13 protein-coding genes and 1 pseudogene are annotated in these 15,010 nt (G+C 68.9%); 4 read left to right on the forward strand and 10 right to left on the reverse strand.

From position 1 onward, the window contains the following. Window positions 1-10: 10 nt before the first annotated feature. The 3 genes and pseudogenes from FHR32_RS40310 to FHR32_RS45540 all read left to right on the forward strand — a co-directional run. On the forward strand, window positions 11-1,636 hold the full coding sequence (locus FHR32_RS40310) for an alpha-amylase family glycosyl hydrolase (RefSeq protein ID WP_184759852.1): 1,626 nt from the start codon (window positions 11-13) through the stop codon (window positions 1,634-1,636). A gap of 302 nt (window positions 1,637-1,938) precedes the next feature. After that, on the forward strand, window positions 1,939-2,172 hold the full coding sequence (locus tag FHR32_RS45535) for a hypothetical protein (protein WP_246468559.1): 234 nt from the start codon (window positions 1,939-1,941) through the stop codon (window positions 2,170-2,172). Between the two features lie 31 nt (window positions 2,173-2,203). Beyond that, a pseudogene (locus FHR32_RS45540) lies at window positions 2,204-2,913 on the forward strand (S8 family serine peptidase); the annotation flags it as partial. Between the two features lie 534 nt (window positions 2,914-3,447). Here FHR32_RS45540 and FHR32_RS40320 read toward each other — a convergent pair. The 7 genes from FHR32_RS40320 to FHR32_RS40350 all read right to left on the reverse strand — a co-directional run bounded on the left by FHR32_RS40320 (window position 3,448) and on the right by FHR32_RS40350 (window position 8,961). Next, entirely contained in the window at window positions 3,448-5,688 is a 2,241-nt protein-coding gene (locus tag FHR32_RS40320; RefSeq protein ID WP_184759853.1) for a heavy metal translocating P-type ATPase, read from the reverse strand. A 30-nt stretch (window positions 5,689-5,718) separates the two neighbouring features. Continuing rightward, window positions 5,719-6,708, reverse strand: coding sequence for a DUF8832 domain-containing protein (locus tag FHR32_RS40325; protein ID WP_184759854.1), 990 nt, complete (start codon window positions 6,706-6,708; stop codon window positions 5,719-5,721). Then, complete coding sequence (locus tag FHR32_RS40330) at window positions 6,705-6,917, reverse strand: heavy-metal-associated domain-containing protein (protein WP_184759855.1); 213 nt, start codon at window positions 6,915-6,917, stop codon at window positions 6,705-6,707. The genes FHR32_RS40325 and FHR32_RS40330 overlap by 4 nt, the downstream gene beginning before the upstream one ends. A gap of 37 nt (window positions 6,918-6,954) precedes the next feature. Next, entirely contained in the window at window positions 6,955-7,236 is a 282-nt protein-coding gene (locus FHR32_RS40335; RefSeq protein WP_184759856.1) for a metal-sensitive transcriptional regulator, read from the reverse strand. Between the two features lie 90 nt (window positions 7,237-7,326). Next, window positions 7,327-7,635, reverse strand: coding sequence for a heavy-metal-associated domain-containing protein (locus FHR32_RS40340; protein WP_184759857.1), 309 nt, complete (start codon window positions 7,633-7,635; stop codon window positions 7,327-7,329). A 453-nt stretch (window positions 7,636-8,088) separates the two neighbouring features. Continuing rightward, window positions 8,089-8,496 carry a YkvA family protein gene (locus FHR32_RS40345; protein WP_184759858.1) on the reverse strand — a complete coding sequence of 136 codons (408 nt, stop codon included), beginning with the start codon at window positions 8,494-8,496 and terminating at the stop codon, window positions 8,089-8,091. A gap of 60 nt (window positions 8,497-8,556) precedes the next feature. Continuing rightward, window positions 8,557-8,961, reverse strand: a complete 405-nt coding sequence (locus tag FHR32_RS40350; RefSeq protein WP_184759859.1) for an ArsR/SmtB family transcription factor — start codon at window positions 8,959-8,961, stop codon at window positions 8,557-8,559. A gap of 66 nt (window positions 8,962-9,027) precedes the next feature. Between FHR32_RS40350 and FHR32_RS40355 the strand changes: the two genes are divergently transcribed. Continuing rightward, window positions 9,028-11,010, forward strand: coding sequence for a heavy metal translocating P-type ATPase (locus FHR32_RS40355; RefSeq protein ID WP_425584254.1), 1,983 nt, complete (start codon window positions 9,028-9,030; stop codon window positions 11,008-11,010). A gap of 211 nt (window positions 11,011-11,221) precedes the next feature. Here the strand turns inward: FHR32_RS40355 and efeO are convergent, their stop codons facing one another. From efeO to FHR32_RS40370, 3 genes are all read right to left on the reverse strand, one after another. Then, complete coding sequence (efeO, locus tag FHR32_RS40360; RefSeq protein WP_184759861.1) at window positions 11,222-12,367, reverse strand: iron uptake system protein EfeO; 1,146 nt, start codon at window positions 12,365-12,367, stop codon at window positions 11,222-11,224. Window positions 12,368-12,379: 12 nt separating this feature from the next. After that, window positions 12,380-13,210 (reverse strand): iron uptake transporter permease EfeU, encoded by an 831-nt coding sequence (gene efeU, locus FHR32_RS40365; protein WP_184759862.1) that lies wholly within the window; start codon window positions 13,208-13,210, stop codon window positions 12,380-12,382. 186 nt (window positions 13,211-13,396) lie between these two features. Further along, complete coding sequence (locus FHR32_RS40370) at window positions 13,397-14,851, reverse strand: amino acid permease (RefSeq protein WP_184759863.1); 1,455 nt, start codon at window positions 14,849-14,851, stop codon at window positions 13,397-13,399. Between the last annotated feature and the right edge of the window lie 159 nt (window positions 14,852-15,010).

Consider the following 15,010-nt stretch of genomic DNA (forward strand, 5'->3'; position numbering starts at 1 on the left):
GGTTCCGAGGGTGGGTGGAAGAATTCCCTCGATCGGGGATCCGGTTGATGCGCCGAACTCCATAGCCGAGACCACGTTGCGGCCGCGTCCGAAACACGATTACTGGCCATCGCCAGATGATTGGCGTGACGAGGTTTTCTACTCGCTGATAATCGACCGGTTCCAGCCGGGGGCTGATTGCGTCATCGTAGGCGATTCGCGCTCCGGAGACTCCAGGCACGGCGGGGATCTCGCGGGTTTGGCCGGCCGTCTCGAATACCTGGAGGAACTCAAGGTGACAACGGTCCTCCTGTCTCCGGTCACGGTGACCGCGCCTGGCACGTACCACGGGTATGCGCCTGTCCACCTGCTGGAGGTCGACCCACATCTGGGCAGGCTATCCGATCTGGTGGATCTGGTTGCTCGGGCGCATGAGCGCGGAATGCGGATAATTCTGGATCTGGTGGTCAATCACGCTGGCCCGATCTTCGAATACGCCGACGGGAACGAGTGGAAGAAGGAAGGCCGGCGCGGGGTCATCGCGCGATGGAATAGCTTCAATCCGACCGAGCTGGCGAGGGCCGAGCATTTCACCCGTCGGGGCGTGATCGAGGACTGGAGCAGTCCCGAGCAGGCTGCTTTCGGTGATTTTCCGCCGAATTTTCGGCGGTTTGCCACCGAGCGGCCGGAAACTCAGCGACTTCTCATCCACATCGCCTGCTGGTGGTTGAAGGAGACTGATGCCGACGGTTTCAGGGTCGATGCGATCCGTCACTTGGACAGGGGCTTCCTCTGTAATCTGGCAAATGAAGTCAAAAGATACGCGATTAGTCTGGGCAAGAATAATCTGTTGATCCTCGGCGAGCACTCCACGGGGAATTGCTTCGATATCGCCGATGATTTTCGCACCGGGATCAACAGCGCATACAATTATCCCGAGTATCGGCGGCAGAACTGGGCGCTCCACGGAAGTTCACCGACAGGGGATCTCGAGGACAGCTTTCGAATCGCTTCACATGCCCTTGGTCCGGCACTGGGAAATGTTGTCCGATTCATTGACAATCATGACGTTTATCGTTTCCTCCGGGTCGGAGAGCCGGAGGGCCTGCTCAGGATGGCTCTCGCCTTCCTGATGTTTTCCATCGGTATTCCTCTCGTCTACTACGGAACCGAACAGGGTTTTCGGCAGTCGACGAACCGTCTTGAGCCCGAGTCCTCGGCGCATCGAGCGTCTCCACAGAACCGGGAGGACATGTTCGCTGAGGGGCAGTACAAGTCGGAGAGCTCAGCCGGCGACAACTTCGCCACGATGTCGGGCACCTTCCAGTGGATTCGCAGGCTGGCGGAGATCCGAGGTCGGTTCGTGGCGCTGCGCAGAGGTGAGCAGTGGGTTCGATGGTCGGATCCCGAAGGGCCCGGCCTGTTCGCCTTCAGCCGTATCCATGGCTCTCAAGAGGTGCTTGTGGTTCTGAACAGTGCTGCCACCGCCCGCCAGGCGGACATCAACGTGGATTGCCGGCTCGTCCGACCAGGCGATCGGCTGGTGGACGTTCTGGATCTCAGCTGCTCAGTAGAGGCTTATCGACCTGAAGAGGGCGGTTCGAAGGTGCTTGTCTGGGTGCCTGCCTACGGTGCTCGAGCGTTCACCATCACTTAGTCTCGATGTTTCGCGATCTTCGGATGGTCGGCTGATCAGTCCGGCGGAGGGTGGAGCCCGGGTCCCGGGCGGGTGCGGCCTTTCCGCGTTAATTCTTGTGACATATCGCAATTTGATGCGCTAAGTACTTGAAAAATACACAAGATCGATTCACGATTCTCCACATGGTCTGTAAAGATCATGCGCATCCCGTGTCGCTTTCCCCGGCGGGTCACCCTCGCCCGGCGTGAAAGAGATCGTGTGTCCAACGCCCCCGACACTGGCGATCGGTCCTGATCGGGACCGTCGCCGCTCTCACGCTCATGATCCCCCGGGGTGTGGCCCAGGCCGCACCCGTCCCCGAAAAGATCGATAAGTCCGTCCTGGCGGAGCTGTCCGCGGACGACAAGGCAACCTTCTGGGTACGCCTCAAGAGCGACGCCGACCTCAGCGCCGCCCGAAAGGCGAAGACCAAGAACGAGAAGGCCAAGACCGAGCTCGCCGCGACGTCACAGGCGGGACTGCGCAAGCTTCTCACCGCCCAGCACCCGCGGTGAGGGCATCGTCGTGGCCAACATCGACAGCGGTGTGCAGTTCGACCACCCCGCTCTGGCCGCCCAGTATCGCGGCAGGAAGGCCGACGGCAGCGTCGACCACAACTACAACTGGTTCGACCCGACGGGGGTGTGCCCCAGCGCCGCGCCCTGCGACAACAACGACCACGGCACCCACACCATGGGCGCCATGGCCGGGAGTGACGGCGCCAACACCGTCGGCGTCGCCCCCGGTGCGACGTGGATCGCCGCCAAGGGCTGCGCGACCAACAGCTGCTCCGACGTCTCGCTTCTCGCCGCCGGGCAGTGGGTGCTCGCGCCCACCGACCTGAACGGCGCCAACCCGCGCCCCGACCTGGCGCCCGACATCGTCAACAACTCCTGGGGCGGCGCCGGCTTCGACCCTGGTACAAGGAGATCGTCGAGGCATGGGTCGCGGCGGGCATCTTCCCCGCCTTCTCCAACGGCAACCTCACCGGCGCGGGATGCAACTCCAGCGGCTCGCCCGGGCAGTACGGCTCCAGCTACAGCGCCGGCGCGTTCGACGTCAACAACGCCATCGCAAGCTTCTCCACCCGGGGCTCCGGCGAGAACGGCGAGATCAAGCCGAACCTCGCCGCGCCCGGCGTCAACGTGCGCTCGTCCATACCCGGCGGGTACGACGTCTTCTCCGGCACGTCCATGGCCAGCCCGCACGTGGCGGCCACCGTGGCGCTGATGTGGTCGGCCTCTCCCGCCCTGCAGGGCGACATCGCCTCCACCCGGCAGCTGCTCGACCGGACCGCGATCGACGTCGACGACACGCACTGCGGCGGCACCGCCGCGGACAACAACATCTGGGGGGAGGGCCGGCTCGACGCGTTCGCGGCGGTCCAGGCCGCTCCCGTCGGGGCGCTCGGCGCGTTGCGGGGCACCGTCCGCACCGGCAAGGTGCTGGTGCGCTCGGCGAGCGGCCGCGACCCGCAGATCGAGATCATCGTGACGGTCGTGGTGCCCAAGCTCCAGGTCGCCGTCGAGGCAGGAGGGACCAAGGACGTCGTCGACGCCACCGGGGACCGCTGGAGCGCCGACCGGAAGTACGCCACGGGCGGCTACGGCTACGTCGGCAGCGGCACCAAGGCGAGCACGGCCAGCTCAACCTGCGGTTCGCCAAGCGGATCGGCGATCCCATCGTCAACTCCATCCGTATCTCCGAGCGCCCCGACAAGGCCACCCCATAACGGCCGTGACAACCGCATGGCCCGCCCCGCCTCCCGGCGGGGCGGGCCATGCCCGTCGTTACTTGAAGCCGCGCAGGCGCAGGCTGTTGGTGACCACGAAGACCGAGGAGAACGCCATGGCGGCTCCGGCGATCATCGGGTTGAGCAGGCCGAGCGCGGCCAGTGGCAGAGCGGCCACGTTGTAGGCGAAGGCCCAGAACAGGTTGCCCTTGATGGTGGCCAGGGTGCGGCGGGACAGGCGGATGGCGTCGGCGGCCACCCGCAGGTCGCCGCGGACCAGGGTGAGGTCGGAGGCCTCGATGGCCGCGTCGGTGCCGGTGCCCATGGCCAGGCCCAGATCGGCCTGGGCGAGCGCGGCGGCGTCGTTGACGCCGTCGCCGACCATGGCCACCGACCTGCCCTCGGCCTGCAGGCGCTTGACGACGTCGACCTTGTCCGCGGGCAGTACCTCGGCGATGACCTCGTCGATCCCCAGCTCGGCGGCGACCGACCGGGCGACGGCCTCGTTGTCGCCGGTGAGCAGCACCGGGGTCAAGCCCAGCGCACGTAGCTGAGCGATGGCCTCGGCGGAGGTGGGCTTGACCACATCCGCCACGACCAGGACCGCGCGCGCTTTGCCGTCCCAGCCGACCGCGACAGCCGTACGGCCGGCCGCCTGAGCCTCGGTGAGCGCCCGCTCGAGATCGGCGGGCAGGTGCTGCGACCAGTCGGCCAGCAGCCGGGGGCGGCCCACCAGCACGGCGTGCCCGTCGACGACGCCCTGGACGCCGAGTCCTTCGACGTTGGCGAAGTCCTCCGGCGTGGGCGGTTCGCCGACCCGCTCGGCCGCGGCCCGGGCGATCGCCTGGGCGATGGGGTGCTCGGAGGCGTGTTCCAGCGCACCGGCCAGGCGGAGAACCTCGTCGGTGTCCTCGCCGTCGGCCACGTGCGTCTCGACCAGCGTCATCTTGCCCTCGGTGACGGTGCCGGTCTTGTCGAGCACCACGGTGTCGATCCTGCGGGTGGACTCCAGCACCTCGGGGCCCTTGATCAGGATGCCGAGCTGGGCGCCTCGGCCGGTGCCCACCAGCAGCGCGGTCGGTGTGGCCAGGCCCAGGGCGCAGGGGCAGGCGATGATCAGCACGGCCACCGCCGCGGTGAAGGCCGCGCCGGCGCCGCCGCCGGTGCCGAGCCAGAAGCCGAGCGTGCCGACGGCCAGCGCGATGACGATGGGGACGAAGATCCCGGAGATGCGGTCGGCGAGGCGCTGCACCTGCGCCTTGCCGGTCTGGGCGTCTTCGACCAGCCTGGCCATCTGGGCGAGCTGGGTGTCGGCGCCGACGCGGGTGGCGCGGACGACCAGGCGGCCTCCGGCGTTCACGGTCGCGCCGGTCACCGCGTCGCCGGGTCGCACCTCGACCGGGACGGACTCGCCGGTGAGCATGGAGGCGTCGACCGCGGAGGTCCCTTCCTCGATCACGCCGTCGGTGGCGATCTTCTCGCCCGGCCGGACCACGAACCGGTCCCCGGCCGCGAGTCGATCACTGGGGATGCGGATCTCCTTGCCGCCGCGCAGTACGGCGACGTCTTTGGCGCCGAGTTCCAGCAGGGCGCGCAGTGCGGCGCCGGCGCGGCGCTTGGAGCGGGCCTCGAAGTAGCGTCCTGCCAGGATGAACGCCGTGACCCCGGCGGCGGCCTCCAGGTAGATGTTGCCCGAGCCGTCGGTGCGCTCGATGGTGAACGTGAACGGGTGGGTCATGCCGGGAGTGCCCGCGCTGCCGAGGAACAGCGCCCACAGCGACCAGCCCAGCGCGGCGATCGTGCCGAGCGAGATCAGGGTGTCCATGGTGGCGGCGCCGTGGCGCAGGTTGGTCCAGGTCGCCCTGTGGAACGGCCAGCCCGCGTAGATCACGACGGGGGCGGCGAGGGTGAGCGACAGCCACTGCCAGTAGGTGAACTGCAGGGGCGGGATCATCGCCATCGCGATCACCGGTACGGCGAGCACCACGGCGGTGATCAACCGGTTGCGCAGCGACTGGAGCTCGTCGTGAGGCTCCTGGGGCGCGCCTTCGACGCTGGGCGGGGTGGGCAGTTCGGCGCGGTAACCCGCCTTCTCCACCTCGGCGATGAGGTCGTGCGGGTCGATGCCCTCGGCGAAGGTGACCTTGGCCTTCTCGGTGGCGTAGTTCACGGTCGCGGTGACACCGTCGAGCTTGTTGAGTTTGCGTTCGATCCGGTTGGCGCAGGACGCGCAGGTCATGCCGCCGATCGAGAGTTCGACCGCGCCGGTTGGCGGCCTGTCATCGGTGATAGGGGACATCACCTCTCCTTTCTCGCGTCATGCCTGCCGTCAGTGGGTGTGTTCGCCGTGCGAGCCGGTCGTGGCCGGGTCTGCCGGAGGGGCGGACGTGGCCTCACCGGCGTGCACGGTGAAATCCGCGGTGCGCACGGTCCCCTCATGCTGGAAGTCCAGGAAGAGGCGGTAATCGCCCCGGCTGGGCGCTTCGGCCTGGAAGGTGATCTCCGGGCCGGACCGGGTCCTGCCGTCGCCCGGCTCTCCGTCGGGGTGCACGTGCAGGTAGGCCAGATCTCCAGCACGCAGTGCGACCAGGTGGCCGTAAGCGCCCAGGTAAGGCTGCAGGTCGGTGACCGGCCTGCCGTCCTTGCTCACCTTGAGGGTCAGCTTACCGGTACCGCCCGGGACCAGGTCGCCGGTGAGGGTGACGCTGTAGCCGTCGACCGTGGACGTACGGCTGGCCGCGGGCAGCGCCTTGGCCGTGTGGTCGCCGTCGGCGTACAGATCCGCGCCCAGGGTCATGCCGGTGCCGCCCTCCGGAGCGAAGTCGGCGAACGCCCGGTAGGCGCCTGCTTCTGGCAGTGTCAGTTTCACCGACCACACGCCGTCGCCGAGCAGTTCGGGGTGGAGGTGCTGGAAGTCGTCGAGGTCGCGGGAGACCACGATGAAGTGCAGTTTCTTGTCATGTTGGATCTGATAGCCGGTCACCGGCCTGCCGTCGGGGCCGGTGACGGTGAAGCGGAAGCCGGTGGCCTGCCCTGGGGTGATCTTCGTCGTCTCGGGGGTCAGGGTGTAGCCGTCCTGGGACACTTGAAGCCCTCCTGGGATGTGTGCCGCTGTCGCGGAGTCCGCCTGGCCGGTCTCGGGCCCCGCGTGGGTTCCGCGACCATCGGCCGGCTGGGTCGGGGGCGAGGCCGTGTGGGGCCGGTGGCCGTCCGCGGCGGGCGTCCCGACGGCGCCCACGGCGCTGCCGGCCCCCAGGGCGCCGCCGAAGATCACCGCGAGTCCGAGAACGTAGGCCCCGAGCTTTGCGGAGGTGTTCACGACGGGGCCACCACTTCGTATCCGGCTTCCTCGACCGCGGCCGTGACCGCCGCGCCGTCGAGCGGGCCGTCACTGTCAACGGTGACCAGGCCGGCGGCCAGATCCACCTTGACGCCGACGACGCCGGGGACCTCGCCGACCTCTTCGGTGACCGAACCGACGCAGTGGCCGCAGGTCATGCCCTTGACGGTGTATGTGGTGGTGGTCATGACGATCACTCCTTCGTTATGTGTGGTTCTGTGCGGTTCAGGAACGGACCAGCCGGGCGATGGCGTCGGAGGCTTCCTTGATCTTGGCCTCGGCCTCGGCGCCGCCCTTGGCGGTGGCGTCGGCCACGCAGTGCGCCATGTGCTCTTCCAGCAAGGCCAGGGCGAAGGACTGGAGTGCGCGGTTGGCCGCCGACACCTGGGTGAGGATGTCGATGCAGTACTTGTCCTCTTCGACCATCCGCTGCAGCCCGCGGACCTGGCCCTCGATCCGGCGCAGCCGCCGGAGGTGATCCTGCTTGTTATCGGCGTATCCGTGCATCTTTCCTCCTGTTTCACCTATTTCAACACCATACCCCCCTATCGTATTTCGAAGGGTCGGGCTTTCCGGGGCCCGACTCCCTCCGGTGTGCTATCCGCCGAGCGGTCCGGCTTCCGTCTGGGAGGGGCTGACCGGCGAGGTGTCGGCCGGCGCGTAACCTGCCTGGTCCACCGCCGTGCGGATCTCCTCGCCGGAGAATCCCGCTCCGCTGACGGTGACCGCGCCGCCGGCCAGATCGACCTGGACGCCGGTGACGCCGTCGACCTTGCCGATCTCGGCGGAGATCGAGGAGACGCAGTGCCCGCAGGTCATTCCACTGACCTGATAGACGGTCCCGCCGCTGGTCGCAACCTGTGCGGAGGCGGTGTCCGCGGTGCCGCACGCGCATGCCGTACACATGGGGTTCTCCTCTCCTTTTACCCTAGGGGGGTACCTTGGCCTGTGACTCTAACATACCCCCCAGGGGTTTAATTCCCTTGGGGGGCCCGATTTCACGGGTGTGCAAGGCTCCGATGTCTCGGCGCGAAACGATCGCGGCGCGCCCGGACGGCGCCGTTCCGGTCATCTGGCAGCTGTGGAGAAGGTCATGACACCAGCGCGAGCCGATACGCGTATCCGTCGCGGGACCATCCCGCCGAGACCTGGCTCCAGTCCACGACCGCGCGGGGGAGAGGCCGGGGATCCGGGGCCCGGGGCTCTTGCGCGGGCCCGCCCTCCGCGCCACGGCTCTGGGGTGGATCCGACGGGTGGATCCGACGGGTGGATCCGGCGGTGGGATCAGCCGGGGTTGCCGCGGTTCAACCCTGCGGTAGACGTCCGGCCGGGGGTGAGATCCAGGCCGGGTTCACGGGTTCACGGGTTCAGGCCGGTGAGGCGGCACAGTGCGGCGAACCCCGCGGGAGTGCCGGGCCGGTGGCCGCGCACCGCCTCCAGCCCGGCTCGTCGCACCACGGCGCGCAGGGCGACGGTGACGATGATGGCGTCGTCGGCGTAGCCCAGCACCGGAATGAAGTCGGGGATCAGGTCGAAGGGCATCGCCAGGTAGGCCATCAGCAGGCCGAGCCGGATCCGCACGCCGCGGGGCAGGCTCGTGTCGGTGGCCAGCCGGCGTAGCAGCCGCAGCAGGTCCGGCAGGATCCGCAGGGCCTCCTTCAACAGCCCGGCTTCGGGCCGGACGACGACCAGGGCTGTGATCAGCAGCAGCCAGCCGGCCACCAGTGCGATTGCGATGCCCGTGCCGAGTGCGATGTCCCACCACATGAGCCGCCTTTCCCGTCGGGGCGTTCTCCCCGGGCTGCGGCCACCCCGCTGAATCTCTCGTCAGGCGGAGGTGCCGGGTGCGGCCTCGACGGCGGGGTGGCCGGCGGCGTCGCCCGCAGGGGTGCCGTGGTGCTGATGGGGCAGGCCGCGGTCGATGTGGTCGGCGTGGCGCAGAGCCTGGGCCAGCAGGGGGCGCACGTGGTCGTCCACCGCGGTGTAGTAGACGAAGGTGCCTTCGCGGCGGCCTTTGACCAGGCCGGCCAGGCGGAGCTTGGCCAGGTGCTGGCTGACGGCGGCGGGGGCGGCGTCGGCCAGTTCGGCCAGGCAGGCGACGGAGGACTCGCCTTGCAGCAGCGCCCACAGGACCTTGATGCGGGTGGGGTCGGACAGCAGCCGGAAGGATTCGGCGGCCAGATGCACCTGTTCCTCGTTGGGCATGTCGAAGTCCGGCAGCGACGTGTGCATGCTCTGAGCATACCTCGCCATCCTGCTGCTTGCATGGCTGCGTGCATGCGCATATACGCTGTCAGGGTGACAGCGGAACTGAGAGCTCACCCCATCCCCAACGCCACCGGCCGGAGGCCGGGCGAGCGGGGGCCCTGGTCGGCCGGCCTGTGGACCCTGCCGGAGGTCCGGTGGGCCGTGGCGGCCACCGCGTTGTTCGGTCTTGGCGTGATCGCGCAGCTGGCCGGGGGCCCGGTGTGGCTGTGGTGGACGTTGTATCTGGCCTGCTACGCCACCGGCGGCTGGGAACCCGCCTGGGCAGGCCTGCAAGCGTTGCGTGACAAGACACTGGATGTGGATCTGCTGATGGCGGCGGCCGCGATCGGCGCCGCGGCGATCGGGCAGGTCTTCGACGGTGCCCTGCTCATCGTCATCTTCGCCACCTCCGGGGCGCTGGAGGCGATCGCCACCAAACGCACCGAGGACTCGGTGCGCGGCCTGCTGGACCTGGCCCCCGATCAGGTCACCCGCCTGAGCTCGGCTGGGGAGGAGCGGGTGGAGGCGGCGCTGCTGCAGGTCGGTGAGGTGATCGTGGTACGGCCCGGCGAGCGCATCGGCGCCGACGGCGAGGTCGTGGACGGCGTCAGCGACGTCGACCAGGCCACCATCACCGGCGAGAGCCTGCCGGTGGACAAGCAGGCCGGGGATGAGGTGTTCGCCGGTACCCTGAACGGCACCGGCGCCCTCCGGGTGGAAGTGACCCGCCCGGCCGGCGACACCGTGATCGCCCGGATCGTGGCCATGGTGGAGCAGGCCGCCGCCACCAAAGCCCGCACCCAGCTGTTCATCGAGAAGGTCGAGCAGCGCTACTCGGTCGTCATGGTCGCCGCCACCCTGGCGCTGTTCGTGATCCCGCTGCTGTGGGGGGCCGCGTTGCAGCCGACCCTGCTGCGGGCGATGACGTTCATGATCGTCGCTTCGCCGTGCGCGGTGGTGCTGGCCACCATGCCGCCACTGCTGGCGGCGATTGCCACCGCGAGCCGCCACGGTGTGCTGGTGAAATCCGCCGTGGTGATGGAGCAGCTCGGCGCCGTGACCCAGGTGGCGTTCGACAAGACCGGCACCCTGACCGAGGGCAGCCCGCACCTGACCCAGGTCCGCACTCTGCCCGGCGCCGGGATCGACGACGATGAGCTGCTCGCCCTGGCCGCCGCCGCGGAGAACCCGTCTGAGCATCCGCTGGGCCGGGCTGTGGTGCGGGCCGCGCGTGAGGCCGGGGTGCCGTTGCGCCCTGCTGAGGAGTTCACCTCCGCGCCCGGGCGCGGAGTCGGCGCCCGCGTCCAGGGCCGGCGCGTCGAGGTCGGCAGCCCTGCCCACCTGCTCCGAGACGGCCGGGGACCAGCGCACGCCGTGGTCGCCGACCTCGAACAAGGAGGGCAGACCGTGGTGGTGGTCCGCGTCGACGGCGAGCCCGCCGGGATGCTGGGGTTGGCCGACCGGGTGCGGCCCGGCGTGGCCGCGGCGCTCGCCAGGCTCACCGCGCTGACCGGGGCTCCGCCGGTGCTGCTGACCGGCGACAACCCGCAGGCGGCCGGCAGCGTGGCAGCCGAGGTCGGTATCACCCGGATCCGCGCGGGTCTGCTGCCGCAGGACAAGGTCGTCGCGGTACACGAGCTGCAGGCCTCGGGCGCCCGCGTGGCGCTGGTCGGCGACGGCGTCAACGACGCCCCGGCGCTGGCCGCCGCCCACACCGGTATCGCGATGGGCCGCGCAGGTTCTGACCTGGCCCTGGACACCGCTGACGCGGTCATCACCCGCGACGAGCTCGCCACCTTGCCCGCGGTGATCGCCCTGTCGCGGCGGGCCCGCCGTCTGGTCGTCGCGAACCTGGTCATCGCCGCCGGCTTCATCGCCGCCCTGGCGGCCTGGGACCTGATCGGTGACCTGCCGCTGCCGCTGGGCGTGGCCGGACATGAGGGTTCCACCGTCATCGTCGCCCTCAACGGACTGCGCCTGCTGCGCAGCGCCGCCTGGCGTCACGCAGCCGCCCAGCCCCGCGAGGACAGCTGAATCGCCCACGTTCACGCCCGTCCCAGCGCAGAAAGTCATCCGCCGTGGAGCGCAGGGGTCGGAGATCGCGACGATGTCCGGATGGCTCCGGTCGATCCGCGCCTTTCACCGGTACCGGTACCGGCGCTGGCTGATCGCCAAGGGTCACGACCCCGCCGGCGCCCGGCCGGTCTCATCCCCCGTGCGGGGTGGGACCGGCCGGGCCGGTGGCTCATTTCGCGACGACGGCGGCGATCCTGCTGATCGGCTCGGCCAGCGCGTTGATCGCGTCGGACAGCTTCTTCAGCTCCTCCTTGGACAGCTCGTTGTGCAGCTTCCAGCCGTCGCCCTTACGGTGCGCGTCCAGGGCGGCCTCGGCGGCGGCGAACTTCCCGTCAAGCGTCTTGACCAGGTCGGGAGAGCGCTCCTCCAGCACCGGGCGCAGCGCCTGGACGGCCGCCTTGGACCCCTCCAGGTTGGCGTCGAAGTCCCACAGGTCGGTGTGCGACCAGATGTCCTCCTCGCCGGTGATCTTCCCGGTCGCCACCTCGTCGAGCAGTCCCTTGGCGCCGTTGGCGAGCTGGACGGGGGACAGCTGCGCGGAGTTGGCCTTGCCCACGACGGTGGTGACGTCGGCCATGAGCTTGTCGGCGATCGGGCCGTCCTTGGAGACGTCCTTCTTGACCCACAGGTCCTTCTCGATCCTGTGGTAGCCGGTCCACTCCTGGCCCTCCTCCAGGTCGGCCTCGCGGGCGTCGATGGCCGGGTCGAGATCGCCGAAGATCTCCGCGACGGGCTCGATGCGCTCCCAGTAGGTGCGCGCCACCGGGTAGAGGCCCTTGGCCTTGTCGATGTCGCCGGCCTTGACCGCGTCGGCGAACTCCCGGGTCTTGACCAGCAGCGTGTCGCTCTGCGACTTGATGTAGCGCTTGTATCCCGCGATGGCCTCCGACAGCTTGGCGTCGTCGGTCAGCGGCTTGTGCTCGCCGCTGACCTTCAGCGGGTTGCGGATGCCGTTGCCCACCATGCCGGGCTTGCAGGTGGCCTCGTAGGCGCCGGCCGGCAGCTCGACGATGACCTCCCGGGTCAGGCCGGGCACGATGTTCTCCACCTCGCCCATCACGCGATCGCCCGCCGCGTAGAGGTAGAACTCGGTGATCTTGGAACCGGTGTTGGTGATGGCGAAGGTGGAGGTGCCGGCGCTCACCTCGCTGACCGCGACCTTGCACTCGGTGTCGGTCGCGGCCACGGAGATCTTGCCGTCCTCGGCGGGGGCGGAGGTCGCGGAGCCCGCGCCGCCCGCCTGGGGCTCGCTCGAGCAGGCGGACAGTGCGGCCAGGGCCAGCCCGGCGGCGGCGAGAACGATGGGCGTACGCATGGTGCTCCTGTTTCAGGCGGTGGTCGTGAGGGAGGGCGTCCGCCGCTTGGACCCCGGGCGGAGGAAGAGGATCAGCGTGGGCACCGCGTAGAGGACCCAGGCGGCGGTCTCCAGCACGGTCGGCTGCGGAGTGATGTTGAACATGCCGGAGATCAGTGCGCCCCACCAGGAGTCGGCCGGAAGGATTCCGCTGATGTCGAACGCCTGGGTGGACAGGCCCGGAAGGATGTTGGCCTCCTGCAGGTCGTGCACGCCGTACTTGAAGATGCCGGCGGCGACCAGGATCAGCAGGAGCCCCGTCCAGGTGAAGAACGTGGTGAGGTTGATCTTCAGGGCGCTCTTGTAGATGCCCCAGCCGATCACGATCGCGGTGAGGAGGCCCAGGCTGATGCCGATCAGCGGGGTGGCGCTCGTGGTCGCGCCCTGCACGGAGGCGAAGAACAGCAGGGCGGTCTCCAGGCCCTCGCGGGCCACGGCCAGGAACGCCATGACGACCACGGCCACCGGGCCGAGCTGGAGCGCGTCGTTGAGCTTCGTGCGCAGCTCGCCGGAGAGCGAGCGGGCGGCCCGGCGCATCCAGAAGATCATCCAGGTGACGAAGACGGTGGCCAGCAGCGAGGTGACCGCGTCGAACAGCTCGTGCTGCTGATGCCCGAGGCGGGCCGCGGTGAAGGTGAGCAGCGCGCCGAACCCAACGGAGAGCACCACCGCGACGACGACCCCCGCCCACACGAGAGGGAGACGGTCCCTGCGGTCGCCTTTGACCAGGAACGCGACGAGAACGGAGACCACGAGGGTGGCCTCCAGTCCTTCGCGCAGGCCGATGAGGTAGCTGGCGAACACCCGACACTCCAGAGTTTATTGGAAAGGCTTACCTAAAATAGGGCAGGCAAACCTTACTCCATACATCAATCTCCCCTCTTCGAGGGGGGTGCGTCGAGCCGGAGTATCCGTCCTCGCCCGGAGCGAGGGCGGATGAGGACGGGTCGGATGAGGTCGCCCTCTCCGTCCTCCCGTGTGCTCACCAGCTCACGGGCGGCCGTCGGGCGGCGCCCCGCCGGGCTCCGCGGGCCGTGCCCCGGCCAGCACGGAGTGCCGGTAGGAGTATCCGAAGTACACGATCAGGCCGATCAGGAACCACACCACGAAACGCGCCCAGGTCTGCCAGTGCAGGAAGGTGATCAGCCAGAGGGAGAAGAGGACCCCGAGCGCGGGCACCGCCGGCATCCCCGGGCAGCGGAAGCTCCGCGGCAGGGCGGGCTGCCGGTAGCGGAGCACGATCACCGCCGTGCACACCACCGCGAAGGCGAGCAGGATGCCGATGTTGGTCAGCTCCGCGGCCTCCCTGATGGGGAGGAGCCCGGCGATGACGGCGGAGGCGATGCCGACGATCCACGTCACACGGGTCGGCACGTGCCGCGTCGGGTGCGTCTTGGCGAACCACTTGGGCAGAAGCCCGTCACGGCTCATCGAGAACCAGACGCGGCTCACGCCGAGCATGAAGGTGAACATCACGGTGAGGATGCCGATGATCGCCCCGACCGCTATCACGTCCGCCAGGCGGCTCAACCCCACCGACTTGAACGCCGTGGAGAATCCGCTCTCCTTGTCGATCTCCCTGTAGTTCTGCATGCCGGTCAGCACCAGGCAGGCCAGCACGTAGAGGACCATCGAGATGGCGAGTGAGTAGACGATCGCCTTCGGCATGTGATGCCGGGAGTCCTTGGACTCCTCCGCCGCCGTGCTCATGGCGTCGTAGCCGAAGACGGCGAAGAAGACCGTGGCCGCCCCCGTCATGGCGCCGCCGATGCCGTAGGGGAAGAACGGTGTGTAGTTGGCGGGGTTGACGTGGAAGAACCCGACGACGATGACCAGCAGCACCACGGCGACCTTCAACCCGACCACGGCCGTCTCGAAGCGGGCCGCGTTCTTCATGCCGAGGTTCAGCAGGTAGGCGATCAACAGGCACAGGAGGGCGGCGAACAGGTCCACCCGGTGTCCTTCGCCGGTCCCCGGCGCGCCCAGCATCCACGCGGGCAACTGCGCCCCCAGGTCACTGAGCAGGAAGGAGAAGTAGCCCGAGATGCCGATGGCGACGACCGAGACGATCGCGGTGTACTCCAGCAGCAGGTCCCAGCCGATGAACCAGCCCGGCAGTTCGCCGAGGACCGCGTATCCGTACGTGTAGGCCGACCCCGCCTTCGGGATGAGCCCGGCGAACTCCGCGTAGGACAGGGCCGCCGCCGCACTCGCGACCCCGGCGATCAGGAACGACACCACGACGGCGGGACCCGCCGTGCCGTTGGCGACCGTACCCGCGAGGGTGAAGATGCCCGCGCCGATGATGCCGCCCACCCCGATGGCGGTGAGCTGCCACAGCCCCAGCACGCGGGTGAGCTGCTCGCCCTCCCCGCCTTCGGGCTCCTCGATGTGCTCGATGGGTTTGCGGCGCAGTATGCCCGCCCCTGACCTGAACATGGCCATGACGCATCCTCTCCGCGCGCGCCCACAGCGGATTGCAGTGACCCACTACCGAGTCCGGTGAAGGGGCTCTACCCTGTTTCACCTGCGCCGATGTTGCCGTTCAGAAGGTTCAGAAGGTTCAGAAGGTTCAGAAGGTTCCGAAGGGCCCGGGAGGTCCGA

The sequence above is a fragment of the Streptosporangium album genome (assembly GCF_014203795.1).
Taxonomy (GTDB): Bacteria; Actinomycetota; Actinomycetes; order Streptosporangiales; family Streptosporangiaceae; genus Streptosporangium; species Streptosporangium album.

What these genes read in the sequence shown, in the direction of transcription:
- FHR32_RS40320 (WP_184759853.1), bottom strand. Translation starts at nt 5,688, where the DNA reads ATGTCCCCTATCACCGATGACAGGCCGCCAACCGGCGCGGTCGAACTC.
- FHR32_RS45535 (WP_246468559.1), top strand. Translation starts at nt 1,939, where the DNA reads ATGATCCCCCGGGGTGTGGCCCAGGCCGCACCCGTCCCCGAAAAGATC.
- FHR32_RS40340 (WP_184759857.1), bottom strand. Translation starts at nt 7,635, where the DNA reads ATGTGTACGGCATGCGCGTGCGGCACCGCGGACACCGCCTCCGCACAG.
- FHR32_RS40350 (WP_184759859.1), bottom strand. Translation starts at nt 8,961, where the DNA reads ATGCACACGTCGCTGCCGGACTTCGACATGCCCAACGAGGAACAGGTG.
- FHR32_RS40370 (WP_184759863.1), bottom strand. Translation starts at nt 14,851, where the DNA reads ATGGCCATGTTCAGGTCAGGGGCGGGCATACTGCGCCGCAAACCCATC.
- FHR32_RS40330 (WP_184759855.1), bottom strand. Translation starts at nt 6,917, where the DNA reads ATGACCACCACCACATACACCGTCAAGGGCATGACCTGCGGCCACTGC.
- FHR32_RS40335 (WP_184759856.1), bottom strand. Translation starts at nt 7,236, where the DNA reads ATGCACGGATACGCCGATAACAAGCAGGATCACCTCCGGCGGCTGCGC.
- efeO (WP_184759861.1), bottom strand. Translation starts at nt 12,367, where the DNA reads ATGCGTACGCCCATCGTTCTCGCCGCCGCCGGGCTGGCCCTGGCCGCA.
- FHR32_RS40345 (WP_184759858.1), bottom strand. Translation starts at nt 8,496, where the DNA reads ATGTGGTGGGACATCGCACTCGGCACGGGCATCGCAATCGCACTGGTG.